Origin of the sequence: Frigoriflavimonas asaccharolytica (genome assembly GCF_013294015.1) — a bacterium.
GTDB classification, from domain to species: domain Bacteria; phylum Bacteroidota; class Bacteroidia; order Flavobacteriales; family Weeksellaceae; genus Frigoriflavimonas; species Frigoriflavimonas asaccharolytica.
The window spans coordinates 16,105-36,192 of the sequence record NZ_JABSNO010000008.1; the positions used below are offsets into that span (position 1 = coordinate 16,105).

Annotated in this window: 18 protein-coding genes and 3 tRNA genes; 5 read left to right on the forward strand and 16 right to left on the reverse strand. The window is 32.9% G+C overall.

Annotated features, from left to right (window positions below):
- Positions 1-62: 62 nt before the first annotated feature.
- Both HNQ03_RS06805 and HNQ03_RS06810 read left to right on the forward strand, forming a co-directional pair.
- Complete coding sequence (locus HNQ03_RS06805) at positions 63-932, forward strand: hypothetical protein (RefSeq protein WP_173778929.1); 870 nt, start codon at positions 63-65, stop codon at positions 930-932.
- A complete protein-coding gene (locus HNQ03_RS06810; protein ID WP_173778930.1) occupies positions 926-1,435 on the forward strand; it encodes a hypothetical protein in 510 nt (169 codons plus the stop codon). Before HNQ03_RS06805 ends, HNQ03_RS06810 begins: the two co-directional genes overlap by 7 nt.
- A gap of 69 nt (positions 1,436-1,504) precedes the next feature.
- Here HNQ03_RS06810 and HNQ03_RS06815 read toward each other — a convergent pair whose 3' ends face one another.
- The 10 genes from HNQ03_RS06815 to HNQ03_RS06860 all read right to left on the reverse strand — a co-directional run bounded on the left by HNQ03_RS06815 (position 1,505) and on the right by HNQ03_RS06860 (position 13,741).
- Complete coding sequence (locus HNQ03_RS06815) at positions 1,505-2,869, reverse strand: DUF5458 family protein (RefSeq protein WP_173779027.1); 1,365 nt, start codon at positions 2,867-2,869, stop codon at positions 1,505-1,507.
- 4 nt (positions 2,870-2,873) lie between these two features.
- Positions 2,874-3,326, reverse strand: a complete 453-nt coding sequence (locus HNQ03_RS06820) for a type VI secretion system contractile sheath small subunit (protein WP_173778931.1) — start codon at positions 3,324-3,326, stop codon at positions 2,874-2,876.
- Positions 3,327-3,588: 262 nt separating this feature from the next.
- Positions 3,589-4,626, reverse strand: a complete 1,038-nt coding sequence (locus HNQ03_RS06825; protein ID WP_173778932.1) for an NAD(P)/FAD-dependent oxidoreductase — start codon at positions 4,624-4,626, stop codon at positions 3,589-3,591.
- Positions 4,627-4,677: 51 nt separating this feature from the next.
- Positions 4,678-5,613 carry a type IX secretion system ring subunit PorN/GldN gene (gene porN / locus HNQ03_RS06830; protein WP_173778933.1) on the reverse strand — a complete coding sequence of 312 codons (936 nt, stop codon included), beginning with the start codon at positions 5,611-5,613 and terminating at the stop codon, positions 4,678-4,680.
- A gap of 28 nt (positions 5,614-5,641) precedes the next feature.
- Entirely contained in the window at positions 5,642-7,228 is a 1,587-nt protein-coding gene (gene porM / locus HNQ03_RS06835) for a type IX secretion system motor protein PorM/GldM (RefSeq protein ID WP_173778934.1), read from the reverse strand.
- A 47-nt stretch (positions 7,229-7,275) separates the two neighbouring features.
- Positions 7,276-7,986 (reverse strand): type IX secretion system motor protein PorL/GldL, encoded by a 711-nt coding sequence (gene porL, locus HNQ03_RS06840; protein WP_194305164.1) that lies wholly within the window; start codon positions 7,984-7,986, stop codon positions 7,276-7,278.
- Between the two features lie 36 nt (positions 7,987-8,022).
- Positions 8,023-9,444: a T9SS ring complex lipoprotein PorK/GldK gene (gene porK, locus HNQ03_RS06845; RefSeq protein WP_173778935.1), complete on the reverse strand. Its 1,422-nt coding sequence runs from the start codon at positions 9,442-9,444 to the stop codon at positions 8,023-8,025.
- 105 nt (positions 9,445-9,549) lie between these two features.
- Positions 9,550-11,403, reverse strand: coding sequence for a glutamine--fructose-6-phosphate transaminase (isomerizing) (gene glmS / locus HNQ03_RS06850; RefSeq protein ID WP_173778936.1), 1,854 nt, complete (start codon positions 11,401-11,403; stop codon positions 9,550-9,552).
- 21 nt (positions 11,404-11,424) lie between these two features.
- Positions 11,425-12,960: a DUF4270 family protein gene (locus HNQ03_RS06855; protein ID WP_226927452.1), complete on the reverse strand. Its 1,536-nt coding sequence runs from the start codon at positions 12,958-12,960 to the stop codon at positions 11,425-11,427.
- Between the two features lie 7 nt (positions 12,961-12,967).
- Positions 12,968-13,741, reverse strand: coding sequence for a glycogen/starch synthase (locus tag HNQ03_RS06860; protein WP_173778938.1), 774 nt, complete (start codon positions 13,739-13,741; stop codon positions 12,968-12,970).
- Between the two features lie 184 nt (positions 13,742-13,925).
- On the opposite strand from HNQ03_RS06860, the gene panC reads away from it, so the two are divergent.
- Positions 13,926-14,774, forward strand: coding sequence for a pantoate--beta-alanine ligase (gene panC, locus HNQ03_RS06865; RefSeq protein ID WP_173778939.1), 849 nt, complete (start codon positions 13,926-13,928; stop codon positions 14,772-14,774).
- A 59-nt stretch (positions 14,775-14,833) separates the two neighbouring features.
- Here the strand turns inward: panC and HNQ03_RS06870 are convergent.
- From HNQ03_RS06870 to HNQ03_RS06880, 3 genes are all read right to left on the reverse strand, one after another.
- Positions 14,834-14,906: transfer RNA gene (locus HNQ03_RS06870), tRNA-Lys, on the reverse strand.
- A gap of 57 nt (positions 14,907-14,963) precedes the next feature.
- Positions 14,964-15,046 (reverse strand) — tRNA-Leu (locus tag HNQ03_RS06875).
- Positions 15,047-15,086: 40 nt separating this feature from the next.
- Positions 15,087-15,159, reverse strand: a tRNA-Lys gene (locus tag HNQ03_RS06880).
- Positions 15,160-15,262: 103 nt separating this feature from the next.
- On the opposite strand from HNQ03_RS06880, the gene HNQ03_RS06885 reads away from it, so the two are divergent.
- Positions 15,263-15,781, forward strand: a complete 519-nt coding sequence (locus HNQ03_RS06885) for a shikimate kinase (protein WP_173778940.1) — start codon at positions 15,263-15,265, stop codon at positions 15,779-15,781.
- Here the strand turns inward: HNQ03_RS06885 and HNQ03_RS06890 are convergent.
- Positions 15,778-16,209 carry an RNA-binding S4 domain-containing protein gene (locus tag HNQ03_RS06890; RefSeq protein WP_173778941.1) on the reverse strand — a complete coding sequence of 144 codons (432 nt, stop codon included), beginning with the start codon at positions 16,207-16,209 and terminating at the stop codon, positions 15,778-15,780. The two genes, HNQ03_RS06885 and HNQ03_RS06890, sit on opposite strands and share 4 nt — an antisense overlap.
- Before the next feature lie 56 nt (positions 16,210-16,265).
- On the opposite strand from HNQ03_RS06890, the gene HNQ03_RS06895 reads away from it, so the two are divergent.
- Complete coding sequence (locus tag HNQ03_RS06895; RefSeq protein ID WP_173778942.1) at positions 16,266-16,997, forward strand: hypothetical protein; 732 nt, start codon at positions 16,266-16,268, stop codon at positions 16,995-16,997.
- A gap of 77 nt (positions 16,998-17,074) precedes the next feature.
- Here the strand turns inward: HNQ03_RS06895 and HNQ03_RS06900 are convergent, their stop codons facing one another.
- Entirely contained in the window at positions 17,075-18,601 is a 1,527-nt protein-coding gene (locus HNQ03_RS06900) for an FMN-binding glutamate synthase family protein (RefSeq protein WP_173778943.1), read from the reverse strand.
- 120 nt (positions 18,602-18,721) lie between these two features.
- Positions 18,722-20,071 carry a tRNA (N(6)-L-threonylcarbamoyladenosine(37)-C(2))-methylthiotransferase MtaB gene (gene mtaB, locus HNQ03_RS06905; protein ID WP_173778944.1) on the reverse strand — a complete coding sequence of 450 codons (1,350 nt, stop codon included), beginning with the start codon at positions 20,069-20,071 and terminating at the stop codon, positions 18,722-18,724.
- Between the last annotated feature and the right edge of the window lie 17 nt (positions 20,072-20,088).

A 20,088-nucleotide genomic window follows, 5' to 3' on the forward strand; every position in this document is an offset into this window, starting at 1 on the left:
TTATAATAATGTTATTGTTTCTATTTAACAATATTCAATGTCAAAAACAAAATAAAAAACAAATGGAAGACGAAATTATTTCGATAAAAAAAGAATGGATCGCTAAAGACATTAAAAGCTATTCCACTCATCCTCTGTATTCTGTACAGGTGAATAAAAGCAAATGTCGGGTTGTAATTCGGTGTAATGATCTTCCGCATTGGTTGCCTTTAACTGAAAATGCGGATGAAAGCATGACGCTGTTTTTAAACGACTACATTCCGAAATCCGGCGAGCAGGTTCTGACTGTAGAAATTTATCCTTATGAAGGTGTACAATATTTGCCGGCAGATGCTGTTGCCGATATTCGTCTTCAGTTTGCTGAAGATAAAATGACAACTCCCATTACTGAAATTGAGCATTTACAGGAACAGTCATTACCGGAAAATATTGGTGATAAAAAATTGAATTTTTACGAAATGAAATTTTTATTTAAAGCCAAAGTGCCTTTTGATTTTAGTAATGATTTGAATTCTGCTCAAGATTTAAAAAATGTTTCTGATATAGAAAAAAAAGTCGTTGCTAAATATAACGATCTTAAAACGATGATGGAAACTGGAAAAGGTATTGAGTTTGTTAAGAATTTTAAACATAATTTTAAATCTTCTAGTTACTTATATTCAAGTAAAACCGAACTATTAAGTACCTTAAATAAGGAAGATGACAATGATTTAATATTATTTTGTACCAAAATTGGTGAATTTCGAAAAGTTCCGGATTTTCAAAACTATGAAATTATGTATGGTTTTGGAGGTAAAGTAGTTATGCTTCAAAACAATAAAAATAAAAAAACGATGTTTGATATTTTTGTGGGTGGAGAATTTGAAGATCCTTTCTGGTACACCATTTATCTTTATATGCCGAGCGGAAGTAATGAATTACAAATATGGTAGATACCAATACAATTTTTACATTAGATTGGACAGGAGCTGTTTCACCAAACGATATACAAATATCCGTTGATGCAACTGAAGGTATGCTTTTTTTTAAAAATATTGACTGGGAATCTGAATGTATAGACCAAAATGAAGCCAGAGCAGGAAATACCAGCAAGATATATAATGAAGGTTTCTCACTTATGTTTCAACAAAAAATTCAGCAAAAAAAACTATTAATTTTTCCTATAAATCCTTTTGAAATCAGACGCGGGCAAAGTAATAAGGTCAAGTTTCTGATTTTTTATTATTGGAAAGAAGAGGAGAAAAATTCATGGTTGACGCGATTTATTACAAAAAAACCAACAAGTGAAATTGACTGTGAAAGCCATTTAGCAGATGTCAACTTTGAAAATTTACATTCTATTATTTCAAATTTTTTAAATGAAGATTATTTTGCTGTTGTTAATATCGTGAACCATTGTTATCCTTATTTTAGTGATGATCCATCTGAATTGTAAAATTTCCGAATAATTAAAAAAACCAACTGCGAAGAGTTGGTTTGTATCAATTAATTAAATTTAATCCTTCTATTCCTGTTGATATTCAGATTCCCACTCATTTCCATCATCACCTTTGTGACCATCCAGTTTTATTACAAAACTTTTTGTTGGGAAATAAGGCGTCATTCTGATGTCTAGCCAAACTCTGTCCTTGTTTACTTTATCTTGCTCAAAACGAACAATTTTAAACTTCTCGATCAATTTGTCTGCACCTTTTACACCGTCTAAGAACGTTACGATTTGTTTTCTAAGGTCATCTTCATTTCTTGGTGTCCAGTTTTCAAAAGCTCTTCTGTTTAGGAAATCTAAAAGTACTTTCGTCACGTAATCAAATACACGCACTACAGAATACGTTTGTAAACCTATATTGTCTCCAGTAAATAAAGTTTTGGCAGAGAATGCCATAATTTTACCATATTCGCTAACCATAGGAACTAATCCCATTTTTTCTAGTTGAGAAATTTCACTTTTCTTTAAGTCAAATTTTACAGCATCTACTTCATTAATGTTACCATGCTTTTTACCAGCAGATACTTGAGACATTAATGTTTTGTGGATTTTTCCAGCTAATGAAGTAGAAGGTGGAAGATCTATATTTTCCTCTTCCCCTACTTCTTCTGCTCTACCTCTACCAACTAGCCAGTTAGTAGTCATTATTACATTACTTCTATGTAATTCGCCACCTGTAAGATTGGCAGAATGGAACATATCTACAACGTCATCTGGTTTATCTAGATTTGCAAAATCCGTCACCATCATCACTTTATTCTCATTACAGATTTTCGCCCATTTTTCCACCACTTTGTTTGATCCTAAATAACCTGGCAAAGCAAGAATAGAATAACTATCACGAAGGTCTAGACGGTCATAATTTTGTTTAAATTCGTCTGCAATAGCCTCTACAAATAACGGATTATCTAAATCTGTTAATTGGTCCATAGAAGCATTTACGATACTTACGTTATCTACCTTATCTAGTTCTGTATTTTTGTAAAACTGAGCTACTGTTCTGTAGTTGGTTTCCATTTCACGAGTACTATCTAAAGCATTTTTTAAATTACTTTTAAGATTTTTCTCTGCAGATAGAGCTTTGTCTTTACAAGATTCGCCCATTTCTTCTGCTGTAGCTTCACTATCTAGCAATGAAATCCACAGATTCAATTTCTGAAGAAGATCTTTTCTTTCTGTGTCTTTATTGTGGTCGTTTAGGAAAATTTCTTTCCTCGCTTTACGGGAAGGATTCATGTTGGCAACGCCGTCTACAACGGTTTCTATAAAATTAAAACCGCCAACTTTGTTCAATTCCTCTAAAGCATTCTCTCTGCGTTGCTGGCTACTTTGTTGTTGCTGGCCTTGCTCGTTTTGGCTTTCTTGTTGTTTGCTATTTTCCATCATTTTAGTTATCGTTTTTCAATTCATTAGCCACATCTTTCAAAACATCTACTAGCGCATTTCTTGTAGTTTCATCTTGCAAAATTTTCTTTAAAATCTTATTATTTTTTAATTGTCTTAAGATTTTATTGTATTGTTCTTGCTCAATACTTAGTTTTTTTAAATATTCAGAATTTTGAGTAATACTCTTTGGTGTAAAATCACCTACGTTATTAAATCTAAATTCTTCATCTACAATAGTTCCATCTTCTGTTTCATGCTGCACACTTACAGTAGGCTTAAAATGTTTAAAGACATCTTCTACAGTTTTTAATCCTTTCACCACTTCTGGCGCAAAAGGCTCTTCTTCTGTAAGTTTACTTACGATCATTGATCTGTTTTCCTGAATATGAGATATTGCTTCGTTAGCGTCAACTTTCACTTCGCTACCTCCAACACCATAATCAAACATTGCCATAATTTATATTTTTAATGTTAATACTTAAAGTTTTAAAGATAAATATTTTTTTTAATAGTTTATCGTTTTATTTTAAATAATGTATGACTAAATTGAAAAATTCACATTGCAGATAGATTGAATTCACACGAAACTAAAAGTTTTGTAGTTACTATTCAAGAAAAGCTAAATTATTTTTTTTACGATTTATCAAAGATTTGAAAAATTAGTATTTAAAAAAAAATTAGAATGATAATTCATTCTAATTGAGAAATTTAATAATTTAAGTAAATCTATTTAAATCTACATCTGGTAACAATTCTTGTCCAAATTCTATGTGGTTGTAGAGATGATTTGAAAAATAATTACCATTTAAAATACCGCGCGCTCCTAGACCATTTAAAATATGAAGATTTTTAACCCTAAAATGCGATCCCAAAACTGGACGTCTATCTTCCATGGTTGGTCTGTAGCCAAAATTTATTTCTAAAATTTGAAATTCGTAAGGATAAAACTCTTTCAATCCATCAATGAGCTGCTGTCTTGCTGCATCGTCTATTTGATTTCCCGTACCTTCTGGATCGTAAGTTCCGCCGTAATAATACATATTATCTTCTAAATGATATAGAAAATGCTTCTTTTTAATAATAACGTTTTCAGGTATAGCCTCAGAAAGTTGAACCTTTATAAAATGACCTTTGTTCGGTATAATAGGAATTTTGCTAAAATAGGGATTAGATTTAACAGCAATTCCTTCACAAAAGACGATGTTTTTGTAAGTAAAATCTTTGTAAACATTGTCCATTACTTCAATTTTAGCAAAGTCAAACTTTTCTTCAATCAAATAATTTTGAATCTTTAAATACCTAAGAAAGTCTGTAAAGAAATTTTGAACATCAATTCTACCAGAATTTAAAACTACACCTGTTTCAAAAGGATTTTCCACTATTTGCAGCGCATCAAATTCTTCACTTAAATACGCTTCTAAATTATTAGAGATAATTTTTCTTTGCCAAATATCTCTTTCCTTCTCATCATGAAAAATCCTATGAATTGCATCTTCTACGAAATAATTTTTAGGTAAATATACAGATATTTGATCCATTGTAGTCTTCAAGGAATCTATTTGCTCATCTGCTAGCCAAAATGCACTAAACCTTTTCAAAACAACAGGATTGATAATACCTGCAGAAAAATGCGAAGCACTTTTCTTACTTTCTGAATAAAGTACAAAAGTTTTTTTGTTTAAAATTAATTGATGTGCAAAAAATAATCCTGCATACCCATCTCCAACAATAATATAATCTACGTGTTTTTTCATAAAAAAACCTGAATAAAAATATTCAGGTTGATATTAATTAATTAGAATTTTTTAGTAATTCCACAATTCGTTTTCCATTGCTAAAATTTGTCCTTTTATTCTATTGCTTTCTTCCAATTGCTCATCAGCATTTTTTGGAATATAATCTGCAATTTTACCATCACCAGTTCCATTAGATGATTTGTAAATGATAGAACTAAATCTTCTTGCATTAATTAGATCATCAAAATTTAAATCAGCAGCAGAGTTATTTTTATTATATACTGCGTTATTTGCTAGTAATTCTCTAGCGTCTGGATAGAAAATCCAGAAAAGATCTATTAATTCATTTGCACCTAATAATGGATTACCTTGAGAATCAACTCTTCCCATTACTGCAGGATCTGGTCCCATTGCAGCAATTCCTAATGGTCTATATTTCATTTGACCATCACGAACATCGATAAACCACATACCCATCATCTTTAACATTTTAACCTTATCACTTGTAGTAACAACTAAATCTGTATATTGATCTATTTCTGCTTGCGTTGGAGTTCTTCCTTCTTGGATGATATCAACTAGACCATCATCAACCCTTTTACTAACGAGTCTCTTATTAATTTCTTCAATTGATAATCGTCTCGTGAAATTTTCATCATCATATACTTCAGCAATCTTGCCAGATTTTGCACCATCTAAAAGTACAGTATATAAAGATTTTGTTTGATTAGAAAAACCGCTTTTATTATCATAATAGAATGGCTGATTAATTTTATCATTTAAATCTATTACTTCCCATACATAGATACTTTTTCTAATATCTTTTTCATCTACGTATCCATATTTCAATGGTGTAATTTTATTGGAAACCATACTGTCTCCAACAATTCTCATATTATCATTTTGCAGTTTTCTATATTCTTCCGGAGAAGAAGCGTTAAGAATAGTCTGTGAAAATGCAAAACCTGCAATTAAGACTAATAAACCACTAATATACTTTTTCATGTTTATGAATTTTATAATTAAACTAAATTTACAGTACGCTAATACCAACTGTTGAAATGTTTTTCAAAGGACCACTTAATCCATTTGCTGTAGCTTCTATATCAAGTATTAAAACGTTGTCACCACTTCTTAAACCATCTGTATAAGCTCCCAATGATTGTAATGAATTACCACTTACATAAGTAGCAGCTCTACCAGCAACTTTTAATTTGAAACCTGTAACAGTGAAAGTAACTGGAAAATCAAAATCTGGAATTGTAGCAGTAACAATTTGATTTTTAATAGAAGAAGCAGGTACGCTTATGTACGTTTTACCTCTAATTTGTCCTTGTGGAGGTGGTACATTTTTAATTCTGTAAGTGAACATTTGAGACTGATTTCCTTTTGGACCAGAACCAGATATCGTCATATTTACGACAGTACCAGTACCAGGTCTAACACTCCATTTACCTGAACTACCACTTACACTTGCACCCGGTGCAGATAAAGATAATTTTTTGTTATCTACTCCTAAAATAGAACCAGAAATTGGATTATCTAATCCTCTGTATAGTACATTCATTTTGTCTGCAGAAAGCATTGCTCCTGTTTCATACATCACTTCTCTTGGTCCAGCAATTACATTGTATTTGTGGGTATATGGGAAATTTTGAATAGATCCATCAGACATAGAAACATCTATCGAACCTGCAAAAGATTTTTCACCGACAGAACTTGTGTTTAAAGGTAAAAATCCTTTTCCATTTTCTTGTCTACTTACTCCTTTTATATTAATTTTATTAGAGTTAGAATAAGAACCTAAATATACTTCTGCAGTAGCAGGTGTTCCTACTTGAACATCTACTGGTGCTTTCACCACTGCATCATACATATTAAATTTAATAGTAGCATCTACTTTCTCTTGCAACATTAAAGCTAAAGCATCTGATTGTACGTTTCTAGCATCATTTTGGATAATTTCTAAATTCGATACGGCAGCAATAAGTGGCTGATGATAAAATTTATTTTGCATCCATGTTTTATCATTATCAGCTTTACCACTTCCTGGATACGTTGTGATAAGCGATTGTTTAGCTCTATCTACTAAGTTTTTGTACTGAGTATTACCACCAAATGTTTGATTAATATAATTTCTTACATCATCAATCTTTGCTTTTAGTGCTTTGGTTCCTTTAGAGTCTGTATTCTCGTCCCCATCAACAAAGAAATACTCCATTACTGCTTCATTATTATTAAGAGCAGAAAAATTATCTTCTAAATTAATTTTTTTACCTGTCTTTTTATCCTTCTCAAAAAAGTCAGAATTATCTTTCAATGTAGTTTTAACAATTTGAACATCAGATACGAGCGCATCGATCTTACCTTTCAAAACTTTATATTGAGCTAAAGGCGTTGCGTATGTGTCTGGAACGGCTGCAGCTTTAGCTTGTAAAGTTTTTTCGAAAATGTCTGTATTTCTACTTTCAGTAAGTGTTCTTGTATCTTGTAATGATTGAGTTGATTCATAATAAGAACGGATTATCTCTGCATCAATATTTAACGCCAACATCGCGATGAATACGAGGTACATCAAATTGATCATTTTCTGACGTGGAGTCTGTTTTCCTTGTGCCATTGTTTTTGTTTAGTTTAATTAATAATTTGATTGGTACGCCGCGGAAATTATGATTTCATTGCAGTGAGCATACCACCATAAACTCTATTTAAACTATTCAGATTACCTGTGAGGCCATCTAATTCTGCATTGAATTTTTCTGAGTGTTCTGCAGATTTTTCTAAATCTGTAATATACTTAGCATTTTGCTCCATTTGGCTTCTGCCATTTTCTACTTGTAGAGCGTACAATTTATTCAAACTATCCATATGATTTGCAGCAAGATTTAATTGGTCATTATATTTATGAGTAGAAGCAGAAACATCTACAGTTTGATTAATTTGGTCTACAGAGGTAGAAAATTTATCAATACCTGTTCTTAATCTCTCGAATAAATTTACATCTAGTTTAGCATCTTCCAACATCTTGTCTAGTTTAGTAGATAGAGATGTTTCCATTTCAGACATGAAGTCCATTTGCTTAGCTTGAACGCTTGCCATATTTGCATGAACTGGATTTGGGTTAGCATTTCTATCCAATAATTCTGGATAAACATTTTCCCAAGCATAAGATTCTTCAGATTTTGGTGGGTCAAATGCAAATATCACAAAGATAAATGCCTCTGTAACTAATCCTACAGTAAGTGCTAAATTTCCTGTGATAGGACCAATAGCGAAGTGGGTAATTTTGAATAATGCACCTATAATTACAATTGCAGCACCAAATGAATAAATGAAGTTATATATTCCTTCTTTTGATGTAAAGATTCCTCTAGCCATAATGTTTAGTATTATTAGTTTTTAAAAAATAGTTTGTTAGTTTGTTCTTCTTTTTGGTTTTACCGCAGCTTCTGGAATATCTTGTATTGTTCTAAAACCAATATAACTTCTTGCAGAATCTTTTCTTTCCCAATCTCTATTACCTGTCATCAACATTGCTCCTATATCTTTCCAAGAACCTCCTCTTACAGATTTCTTCGTATCTGCTTGTCCTTTTGTAGAAGGATTCATAGAATTTGTCATTTGGTAAGAAGAATTGTTGAATTCTGATACCGTCCATTCAGAAACGTTTCCTGCCATATCATATAATCCAAAACCATTCTTTCTGAATTTTTTTGAAGGACCTGTAAATGCATAAGTTCCTTTTTTCTCGTCTTCTAAATAATTACCACGAGTTGGCTTAAAGTTTGCAAGGTAGCAACCTCTATCATCCATTAAATAAGGACCTCCCCAAGGAAAAGTTGCATTTTCTAGACCACCTCTTGCTGCATATTCCCATTCAACTTCAGTTGGTAGACGGAAATTCAAAGGACGTTGTTTTTTCTTTTTCAAACTTTCGTTGTAATCAGATTTCAACTTAGATCTAAAAGCACAATATGCTCTAGCTTGATCCCAAGTTACACCAACAACTGGATAGCTTTTGTAAGCATTGTGCCAGAAATATTGTTCGAACATTGGCTCATTGTAAGAATAGCTAAAATCTTTCACCCAAACAGTTGTATCTGGATATACTGCTAAACTTTCTCTTTTTATATAGTTCGCACCTCTTTCTTTATTTTGAATAGCTGATCCAAAATCTTCCCATTGGTAAGAATATTTTAATTTACTTGCGTCGATCATTTTCTGACCGTTAAATCTGTCTGAAGCTGGAAGATACATAGATTCTACTACTTCTGCATACTCTACATCTGGGTAATTTTTCGTACTCCAATGCAAAGGTTGTTTCCAATCTAATTTCTTAGAAGCATCGTAACCATCTCTTGATCCTTGATTTTCTAAATATTCTTCGTAAGGAGTTAAATTACCTTGATTTGCGGTGTTATCAATATAAGCATAATCTGTAATACTTTTACCTTTACCTTTTCCACTACCGAAGCCATCACCTGCAGCTTCTGCAAGAAGCGTACGAGCTATAGAATCTCTCACATAGTTTACAAACACACGATATTCAGCGTTGGTAGTTTCTGCTTCATCCATAAAGAATGAGGAAACAGTAACTGTTGTCAATGGCGCTTTTTCCGATGTGTTCGTTCTATCTTCATCAGCAAGACCTGCTACAAATGAACCAGAAGGAATGTAAACCATACCATAAGGCCTTTCGGCAACAAATGATCTAGATTTCTCTCTTGGAATTAATTCTCCTTTGGTACCTGGCTTGCCAGCAGAAGAGTTGCTTCCACCACAAGATACGATTAGACCTAGAGACGTTGATAGTAATAATAGAAATATCCTTTTCATGTTATTATTTATAATTAAGGCGTAAATATATAATTTTTTTAAGAAACTTTTAAGATTTTTTTCACAAAACGTAAAAAAAATTATAAAATTTTATTTGAGGTTAATTTATTCTACAGTTACCGATTTTGCCAGGTTTCTTGGCTGATCTACATTTGCTCCTCTGTAAACTGCTATGTAGTAAGCAAGTAGTTGTAATGGAACGGATGCTACAATTGGAGAAAAACATTCTGAAGTCTCTGGAATCTCAATTACATAATCTGCCATTTCACTTACTTGAGTATCTCCCGTGTTAACAACTGCTAATACTTTTCCCTTTCTAGCTTTTATTTCTTGAACATTGCTCACAATTTTATCATAGTGTCCTTTTTTGGGCGCAATGATTACAATCGGCATGTTTTCATCTATTAAAGCAATTGGGCCGTGCTTCATTTCTGCTGCAGGATAACCTTCTGCATGGATGTAAGAAATCTCTTTTAATTTTAGAGCTCCTTCCAATGCTGCTGGATAATTATAACCTCTACCCAAATATAGGAAGTTTTGAGCGTTTACAAAATCTTTTGCGATATTTTTTACTAAATCGTGAGTAGATTTTAGTACTTCTTCAATTTTCTTTGGTAAATGATCTAATTCCGTGATCAATTTCATGAATTCACCATTGCTTAAGCTACCATTGTGCTTGCCTAATTTCAATGCAATGAGAGAAAGTATCGTTAGTTGCGCTGTAAATGCTTTTGTGGATGCTACACCTATTTCTGGTCCTGCATGCGTATAAGATCCCGCGTCTGTGATTCTGGCGATAGAAGAATCTACCACATTACAAATACCATAAATGAATGCACCTTTTTCTTTTGCTAATTTTAAAGCTGCCATAGTATCTGCGGTTTCTCCAGATTGAGAAATTGCTATAACTACATCTTTGTTTCCAATGATAGGATTTCTATATCTAAACTCTGAAGCATATTCTACCTCAACGTTAATTCTTGCAAATTCTTCAATTAAATACTCACCAATTAATCCTGCATGCCAAGAAGTACCACACGCTATGATGATGATCCTATTTGCATTGGTAAATTTCTCTAGATGATCCCATATTCCAGCCATTTTGATAATGCCTTCTTCTACGATCAATCTACCTCGCATAGTATCATGAATAGATTTTGGTTGCTCAAAAATTTCTTTTAGCATGAAATGTTCGTAACCGCCCTTTTCAATTTGCTCCAAGCTTAATTTTAATTCTTGTATCGCTGGTATTATTTTAGAATTATCTACAATAGAACGTATGTCTACACCATTTTCTAGGGAAATAGTTGCCATATGACCTTCTTCTAAATAAATTGCTTCTTTGGTAAACTCTACAAAAGGCGATGCATCTGATGCGATGAAATACTCTTTATTTCCTAAGCCAATTGCTAATGGAGATCCTAATCTACCCACAACTAAAACTCCAGGAAAATCTTCGTGCATCACAGTAATTGCGTAGGCTCCATACACTTCATTTAAAGCAAATCTTACGGCTTCTGGAAAGTCCAGATTAGCATCCAACTCCATAAAGTATTGGATAAGATTTACCAAAACTTCTGTGTCTGTTTCGGATTTAAACGTGTAGCCTTTTTCAGTAAGCATTTTTTTAATGGTATCATAATTTTCTATGATTCCGTTATGCACCAATGCAATTTTACCATTATTAGAAATGTGCGGATGAGAATTTCTATCCGATGGAACTCCGTGTGTTGCCCATCTTGTATGTCCCATTCCGACAGATGCTGTTCCTTTTAAATTTTCTGATATTGCTACCAAATCATCAACTTTACCTTTCGTTTTTGCGGTTGAAAAGTTTGCATTTTTATTTTCCAAAACAATTCCTGCACTATCATATCCTCTATATTCTAATCTACGAAGACCATTTATTACTATTGTATAAGCATCTTGAAAACCAGTATATCCTACTATTCCACACATAATTTTATCTAAATTTAATTTTTATTTACTTCCGTAGGTAATATGCAATTGTATTCTCTGCGGATTTGTTGCATCTGTACCAACCAAAACTAATCTATTTGGTGTAAAAGCTCTGCTTGTAGAACTATATCTCACTAAGCTTCCTACTGAATCAACTAAAAAGCTTCCCATATGGACGATAAAATCTTCATTAGCAAGTTCTTTTTCAACAATTTCTTTCAAGGTAGTTGTGATAGTGAAATCATAATACGCTGGATTTTTATCTGTATCGTAAGCTTTTACTAAACTAAATCCTGGAGCAGCATTTAACGATGAAACTTCTGTTAAGAATGATGTTGCACCATTTTTCAGAAAAACAAAATTGCTGGGTTTGGTGTAATTATTATTCCACACACTATTATCTGTGTATATTCTAACTTTTGCAGAGATAATCCCTATTTTTTCATTTTGAACTTTATTTTTCAATAAAGCTATGGTCGCTGGTGGAATTCTAAAACCTACACTTGGTCCACCCATTCCTTGTGGATATAATTTTTTATCTCCAGTGTTGGTGTTGATAGTTGCTAAAGCATCTGCTACAATTGTACCTGTTCTATTGTAAGAGAATTGGCCCACGTGCGAACTTAATGAGGTTCCCATGGTAAGATTAAAAGTTTGCGGGACTCTTGTAGTTACTGTACCCGATACCAGATCATTTTGGTAATAAATAATTATGTTTGCACTAGCAGGATTGATCGCAAATAAGTAACCATCATTTTCTACCACAGATACTTTCACACCTTTAAAATATCTAATAAAGTTATAAGCATCTTTCAAATCTAAGCTTCCTGCTTTGTCAATAATTTTACTTTGAAAATATGCAGCATTAAGTGGAATTCTTATACTTGGATCTACGTTAAAAATATCGCTACTCCCAGTATTATTCGTGATTTTTGTGGATTTTACGGTACCATCAAATAATTTAGTTCCTAATAAAGTACTTGTAGCAATATTTTCGTCTGAATAATACTCATCTGTACTACTTTTTAGAAAATCAGATACTTCATGTACGTTGATATTGAATAAAGTTTTATCACTACCAAGTTTTGTTTTTCCATATTTATATAGTGGATAGCTGTTTACCACTTTTGTAGCAGCAATTGCACCAGGATAAGTAATAGATGTAGTGGTAGTTGTTAGAGAATCTGAAGCATACAAACCAATTGGCATTTGAAAATCTAAAACTACAGAATCTACAATCGCGTTGGTACCGAATGTTGGGGAATACTCTTGCATTCTTAGTTGCGTAGTGTAGGCAGCTTTTTGAGTACCAAATACTCCTTCTGCAAAAGCACCAATCTGCGCAAATCCTAATTGCGAAGCATCACTACGGATAGAATCATTATTATCGATATTATATGCTATCACATCAAAAAGTTCCACATTTGCATTAGAACCTTCGCCGGCAAATAATTGCTCACCTAGATTATCTGCATCCGATTCGCAATTATACAAAAATAAGCTTCCACAAAATATGATAGAAGCTATGTAAATAATTTTTTTAAAATCTTTAATCATCGATAATTTAATTATATATTTTTTCAATTAGTTCTATGTCTATATATTCAGATTTTTCTCCGTCTATTTTGTTAAACATATCATCTAGTTCTTTTTCTAAAAATTCGTCACCTTTAATTACTAAATCTACGTTTTTCATAGCATCTTTCACAAAACTTTGAAAAGTTGGATTTTCCATATCCTCGTAACCTTCGATATTATCGAATTTGAGAATAGATTCCATTTTCTTTTCTAGCGGTGTATTAGTTTCATTGAAAACAGAGAGAATCATCTTTGTATCGTTGAAATAAGAATCGTTTTTGTAGTACGTCTTTAGGTACAATGGGATGAAACTTGCCATCCAACCGCTCAAGTGAATTACATCGGGAACCCAATTCAATTTTTTTATGGTTTCTATTACTCCTCTTGCAAAGAAAACTGCACGTTCTCCATTATCAATAAAAGGCGAACCATCTTCTTCAAAATAATACTGCTTTCTTTTAAAATACTCTTCGTTATCTATAAAATATACTTGCAACCTTTCACCTGGTAAGGAAGCAACCTTTATGATAAGAGGTTGATCTAGATCATTGATAATAATATTCATTCCAGACAGACGGATAACTTCATGAAGTTGAAACTTTCTTTCGCTTATCAAGCCAAATCTGGGCATGAAAACACGAACATCATTACCTTTGGAATACATCTTCAATGCCATATCGTGCACCGTTTGGGCAATACTGCTTCCTTCTTGATATGGATACAATTCTGTGGTAATATATAGAATTTTCTGATTAGGCATTTGGTGTTTTTTACGTATAAAAGAGAATTCTTCTATTTTGCAAAATTACAAAAAAATACGATAATATTATTTTATTAACATAGTTTAATACTATAAGACGGAAATTTGGTGTTATGACAATAAAAAAAATTGCTTTAATTATAATTTTTATATTACTTTTATAAACTTTTTTTAAACAGTTGACATGCAAATATTCTACGATCACAATTCTCTACAAAGTTTCATTAAATCTCAAAGAGAGCGCAATGCTACAATCGGTTTTGCGCCTACAATGGGCGCACTACATGATGGCCATTTATCTCTATATGCTAAAGCTAGGCAGGAAAATGATATTGTAGTAGCTTCCATTTTTATAAATCCTACGCAGTTTGATAATGTAAAGGATTTGCAAAAATACCCCAGAAATTTTGATAAGGATATCCAAATTTTGGAAAATTCTAGTTTAGTTGATGCTGTATACATACCTTCTGATAAGGATATTTACCCAGAAGTAATGGAAAGAAAAAAATATGATTTTGGAGGTATAGAAAAAGAAATGGAGGGCGAATTTCGCGAAGGCCATTTTGATGGTGTAGGAACCGTGGTAGAGAAGTTATTTCTACAAGTACAACCAAATACCGCTTACTTTGGCGAGAAAGATTATCAACAATTGGCAATTGTAGAGCAATTGGTAGAAATTAGAGATCTACCTGTTAAAATAATTGGCGTACCGATTTTTAGAGAAAAAAATGGTTTGGCAATGAGTTCTAGAAATGTAAGATTATCCGAAACACAAAGAGAGTCTGCAAAAATAATTTACGAAACTTTGCTAATGATTGAAGAGTGGTTTAGAGTAATCACAATACCGGAAATTATAGAGCGTGTTTCTAAAATTTTTGAAGATGAAGAAGGAATGGTTTTAGAATATTTTAAAATTGCGGATGAAAAAACCTTGAAAGAAACAGATTTTTTTTATAAAGATAAAAACTATCGTGCCTTTATCGTTGTATTTGTAGATGATGTAAGGTTGATAGATAACATCCATCTCTCTTAAAATAAAAAAAAATGCTCTGTGAAAACAGAGCATTTTTTCTTTTAAAAATAATTAAAAAGTGACCCGGCTGGGATTCGAACCCAGGACCCATACATTAAAAGTGTATTGCTCTACCAGCTGAGCTACCGAGTCGGATAATTTAATGAATGATAAAATTATTTTTAAAAATTTTATCTACTATTCTGCTTGTGCCTGCGACTGGACTCGAACCAGCACATCTATAAGAAACCACCCCCTCAAGATGGCGTGTCTACCAATTTCACCACACAGGCAAAAAAAAAGTCCCGAAATACGAAACGATTTTTGTTAAAGTGACCCGGCTGGGATTCGAACCCAGGACCCATACATTAAAAGTGTATTGCTCTACCAGCTGAGCTACCGAGTCGGTCTACTATAATTAAAGATTGTATCTTGTTTTAGAGTGGTGCAAAGATAAGAGTTTTTTTAAAATCTCAAAATTTTTTTACAACTTTGTGCAAAATAAAAATATGATAATTTCACTGGTTGGTTATATGGGAAGTGGCAAATCACACATTTCCAAATTATTAAGTACAGAATTGCACTATAAATTGCTAGATCTGGATAAAGAAATTTCTTTAAAATTAAAGGAAACAATCCCCGAAATCTTCCAAAATAATGGCGAAATCTATTTTCGGAAGCAAGAAAAAGAGATTTTGCACCAACTTTTGGAAGAAACTGAGAACAGTATTTTAAGTGTAGGTGGTGGAACTCCTACTTTTTATGATAATATGGATGCCATCAACAAATATTCTACAAGTTTTTTTCTGCGTACAGATATCAAAACCTTGACCGATAGAATATCAAAAAATAAAGAGCGAAGACCACTTTTGGCAAGAATTCCCGATGAAGATTTGCCGGAATTTATTGCAAAACATTTATTTGAAAGAAATTCATTCTATAGCCAAGCCAACTTTATCATTGATACGAAAGATAAATCTCCCGAAGAATTGGTGAAAGAAATTATTTTGAAAGTGCATGGGTATTAATCTTCCTCTTCGCTAAAGAAGTGATCCCAATTGGTAAAATCTCCTTCTTCCCCATCATTGTCTTCTTCAGAAGTAAAGCCGTCAATAGACCTACGATCTTTTTTTGTAGGTCTACCTTCACCTTTTATTCTGTAGTAGTTTTGTTGATCTTTTCTAGATTTTAATAATTCATATTGTTCTACTTCCGTCTGATCTACGATGTGCAGCGGTACTAATTTAGCACCCAAACGGCTTTTGGGTATATCTAAAACTTTAATTTTATAATCTATTTGATTTTTTCTAATCTTTAAAACATCGCCCTGTTTTACTTCTTTAGAAGACTTTACCACCTTGTCTCCAATTGAGACACGATTTTTCTTCACTTCTTCTGTTGCTTTGGTTCTGGTCTTATAAAACCGAATACTCCATAAAAATTTATCTATTCTCATTTTTTTTTATACTTTTGCTCATTGAAATTTTTAGCAATTTAATTATAAATTTAGACATGAAGAAAATACTTTTATACATAATGTTTGGTGGTGTGCTATTTACATCTTGTAAAACAGACGAAGATCTTACGGTTGCAGACGAGGTTGTAGATATAGCAACACAAAATACTTATGATGATCAGGCGGCACAAAAATACCTCACAACAAATTATTTTGATTCTCAAGGGAAAATAGTTGCCTACAGCGATACAGATACTTCTGATGATAATTACCCTTCATTAAGCACTTATAACGTAACAACTTTGCCATCTGGTGTTGTAGTCGTAATGATACCTACCGCACAACCATCGCCTGGTAAAACCATCAATAGTGAAGATGTTTTGAGACTGACTTCTATATCTAAAAGTGTAGTGGCTAAGAAAGTAAATGACATCCCAACTTTTACCACATACCAAGATTTTATCAATACCATCAATACTGGTGTTCCAGAGGTTGATCCTTTTTATTTTTACGCGAAAAATAGCATTCTGAACGGCAACGCAAGAAGCTATTTTGAAATAGAAGGATTTCAAGAAGGGATTAAATTGTTTAAAAGCTACGAAATCCCAGACGTAAACAATTATAATATGCAAGGTGTAATCATTGTCCCTTCTAGAGCAGCTTTTGCTAGAGATAGTAATGCGTTGGATGCATTGATTAGCGGACAAGTATTAAGTTTTGTAGATAGAAGTTTTATCTTCAATGTACAAGTTTATAAAACTACAACGAGAACAACTGCTCAGTACTAATACCGTTTAAAAATAAAATAAAAAAGGTCGTTGATTAATTTCAACGACCTTTTTTTTGTACTAATATTACCGATTGTTTAAAAATTTGTTACAGATTCTTTACTTTTCGCTCCCAAAATATCGGGAAAATACAAGTCTGAAAGATGCTCAAATTCATCACCACGCATAAACATGTTGGCATCTATTTCATCATAAGATTCTTTTCCTGCTGCAGCAATTAATTCATTGCAAGTGTGCAGCGTATTTTTGTGGAAATGATAAACTCTTTCACTTTTATCAGTAACGTCTAGACCCTTTACAAGCATTTTATCTTGTGTTGCAACTCCAGTTGGGCATGCATTGGTATTACATCTAAGAGCCTGAATGCAACCTAAAGCAAACATAAACCCTCTTGCATTGTTGCATAAATCAGCTCCCATAGAAAGTGCTCGCAAAATATCTAATGGCGTGAGAACTTTTCCACTTGCAATAATCTTAATTTTTTTGTGTAGATCATTTTTTTCCAAAGTTCTATTCACAAAAATAAGCGCAGGTTCTAAAGGCATTCCTACTCCATCGGAAAATTCTGGTGGCGCAGCTCCTGTTCCACCTTCTGCTCCATCTACGGTAATAAAATCTGGATAAATATTCATTAAATTCATCTCCTCGCAAATTTCTTCAAATTCTCTCACTTCTCCTATGCATAATTTGAATCCAACAGGTTTTCCGCCGCATAAATCTCTTAAATGTGCCACAAAATTTAGCAAACCTTTGGCATCAGAAAATGCGGAGTGAGATGGTGGAGAAAGCACAGTTTCTCCCGCTTTTATATGTCTTATTGCTGCTATTTCTGGAGTATTTTTAATGGCTGGCAAAACTCCTCCATGTCCTGGCTTTGCTCCTTGAGAAAGCTTGATTTCAATTAGCTTTACATTTGGCAAAAGTGCATATTTCTTAAATAATTCTGCATCAAAATTACCTTGCTCATTTCTACAACCAAAATATCCTGTACCTATTTGCCAACACAAATCTCCACCACCTTCTAAATGATAAGGTGAAACACCACCTTCTCCCGTATTGTGGAAAAAACCGCCTTTCTTTGCCCCTTTGTTTAAAGCAACTTGTGCTCTATCACTCAAAGATCCAAAACTCATTGCAGAAATATTAAAAAGAGATGCATGATATGGTTGCGAGCATTGTTCATTACCAATCCAAACTCTTGGCAGCTCTTCAGAAGTTTTTTTTGCATATATGGAATGCTTTATTCCTTCGTATTTTCTGTGATTAATTTCTAATTGAGTACCAAAAGGGACAGTATCTCCCAAATTTTTCGCTTTCCTGTATGCTGCAGATCTTTGGTTTCGTGGAAAAGGTTTTCCGTCGGTTTCCCTTTCTATAAAATATTGCTGTAATTCTGGGGAAATCCCTTCAAAAATGTATCTGAAGTAACCAATAACCGGGAAATTTCTAAGAATAGCATGCTTGGACTGTGTAGCATTAAAAATACCAAGTGCGTAAATTAATGTCAAAACTACCGGTATCCACCAATAATTATTTAATAAAACAGCAATAGCCCAGCAAACAACAACTAAAATTGCGCCCCATGATAAAAATTTATCTCTCATAATTATATATTCTTTAAAATTAAATTGACCCTAAAATTAATGATATTAAAAAGAATAAAAAAATTCAAGTAGATTTATATAAAATATAGTTGAAGAATTGAAATCGAGTATCTAAAGTTATTAGGCGTTTGCAAGGAAGTTTGAGAAGGAAGCTTCAACAGATACATTTCCAGATATCCCTATATTTTTTAATAAAACTTGCTCTATTTCATTACAAAAATTTGCATCAAACTGTTTTTCTACGCGTACATAATTTTCTGTGAAACCGTACATCATGCCATCTCGATTTTCATTTTCCCACAAAACTGGTAGCGTATTTCCGATTTGAGTTTGATAGAATTCCATTTTTTTCTTCTCAGAGAGAATTCTCAACATTTTATTGCGTCTCTTTCTTTCTGGGATTGGAACAACACCTTCAAAATCTACAGCTTCGGTATTTTCTCGTTCGGAATAAGTGAAAACATGCAAATAAGTGATGGGTAAATTTTGAATAAATTGATACGTTTCTAAAAATAATTCTTCCGTTTCGCCTGGAAAACCTACAATTACATCTACACCAATAGCAGCATTGGGCATCAATTCTTTTATTTTAAAAACTCTATTATAAAATAAACCCGACAAATATCTTCGTTTCATTTTCTTTAGCAAATCATCACTTCCACTTTGCAATGGGATATGAAAATGCGGCACAAATCTTTTGCTGTTGGCTACTAATTGTATGCTTTCATCTTTCAATAAATTGGGTTCTATAGAAGAAATTCTTAACCTTTCGATACCTTCTACCTCATCCAAAGCTTCAATTAAATTGAGAAATGTGTGTTCATGTTTTTTATTTCCGAATTCGCCTTTGCCATAATCACCAATATTTACGCCTGTCAAAACGATTTCTTTAATGCCTTTTTTGGCAATTTCTGAAGCATTAAGAACTACACTTGCAATGGTATCGCTGCGGGAAATTCCTCGTGCTAAAGGAATTGTGCAATAGGTACATTTGTAATCGCAACCATCTTGAACTTTCAAAAAAGCGCGGGTTCTATCTCCAAAAGAATAGCTGCCCACAAAAAAATCTGTTTCCTCTATTTCACAAGAATGTACGGTTCCAAAATTATTAGTTTTTTCTAAATCGTTGATATAAGAGAGAATATTAAATTTTTCTTTTGCTCCTAAAACCAAATCTACACCAGAAATTTTAGAAATTTCTTCGGGTTTTAGTTGTGCATAGCAACCAACGATGATTACCAAACCATCTGCATTGCTTTTCATCGCTCTTTTTACGTGCTGCTTGCATTCTTTGTCTGCGTTTTCGGTAACCGAACAAGTATTGATTACATAAATATCTGCCACCTCATCAAATGTAGTCTTCTGGAAACCAGCATCTTGCAATTGCCTAGAAATAGTAGAAGTTTCTGCAAAATTGAGTTTGCAACCGAGGGTGTGAAATGCGACTTTTTTTGAGATAAATTTTTCCATAATCGAAGATGCAAATT

Excerpts from the sequence above, each read along its gene's own strand:
- porM (WP_173778934.1), bottom strand. The coding sequence starts at position 7,228 with ATGGCACAAGGAAAACAGACTCCACGTCAGAAAATGATCAATTTGATG.
- HNQ03_RS06860 (WP_173778938.1), bottom strand. The coding sequence starts at position 13,741 with ATGCCTAATCAGAAAATTCTATATATTACCACAGAATTGTATCCATAT.
- HNQ03_RS06810 (WP_173778930.1), top strand. The coding sequence starts at position 926 with ATGGTAGATACCAATACAATTTTTACATTAGATTGGACAGGAGCTGTT.
- HNQ03_RS06820 (WP_173778931.1), bottom strand. The coding sequence starts at position 3,326 with ATGGCAATGTTTGATTATGGTGTTGGAGGTAGCGAAGTGAAAGTTGAC.
- HNQ03_RS06885 (WP_173778940.1), top strand. The coding sequence starts at position 15,263 with ATGATAATTTCACTGGTTGGTTATATGGGAAGTGGCAAATCACACATT.
- mtaB (WP_173778944.1), bottom strand. The coding sequence starts at position 20,071 with ATGGAAAAATTTATCTCAAAAAAAGTCGCATTTCACACCCTCGGTTGC.
- panC (WP_173778939.1), top strand. The coding sequence starts at position 13,926 with ATGCAAATATTCTACGATCACAATTCTCTACAAAGTTTCATTAAATCT.
- HNQ03_RS06825 (WP_173778932.1), bottom strand. The coding sequence starts at position 4,626 with ATGAAAAAACACGTAGATTATATTATTGTTGGAGATGGGTATGCAGGA.
- porL (WP_194305164.1), bottom strand. The coding sequence starts at position 7,986 with ATGGCTAGAGGAATCTTTACATCAAAAGAAGGAATATATAACTTCATT.
- porN (WP_173778933.1), bottom strand. The coding sequence starts at position 5,613 with ATGAAAAAGTATATTAGTGGTTTATTAGTCTTAATTGCAGGTTTTGCA.
- HNQ03_RS06890 (WP_173778941.1), bottom strand. The coding sequence starts at position 16,209 with ATGAGAATAGATAAATTTTTATGGAGTATTCGGTTTTATAAGACCAGA.
- HNQ03_RS06805 (WP_173778929.1), top strand. The coding sequence starts at position 63 with ATGGAAGACGAAATTATTTCGATAAAAAAAGAATGGATCGCTAAAGAC.
- porK (WP_173778935.1), bottom strand. The coding sequence starts at position 9,444 with ATGAAAAGGATATTTCTATTATTACTATCAACGTCTCTAGGTCTAATC.
- HNQ03_RS06895 (WP_173778942.1), top strand. The coding sequence starts at position 16,266 with ATGAAGAAAATACTTTTATACATAATGTTTGGTGGTGTGCTATTTACA.
- glmS (WP_173778936.1), bottom strand. The coding sequence starts at position 11,403 with ATGTGTGGAATAGTAGGATATACTGGTTTTCAAGATGCTTATACAATA.
- HNQ03_RS06855 (WP_226927452.1), bottom strand. The coding sequence starts at position 12,960 with ATGATTAAAGATTTTAAAAAAATTATTTACATAGCTTCTATCATATTT.
- HNQ03_RS06900 (WP_173778943.1), bottom strand. The coding sequence starts at position 18,601 with ATGAGAGATAAATTTTTATCATGGGGCGCAATTTTAGTTGTTGTTTGC.
- HNQ03_RS06815 (WP_173779027.1), bottom strand. The coding sequence starts at position 2,869 with ATGGAAAATAGCAAACAACAAGAAAGCCAAAACGAGCAAGGCCAGCAA.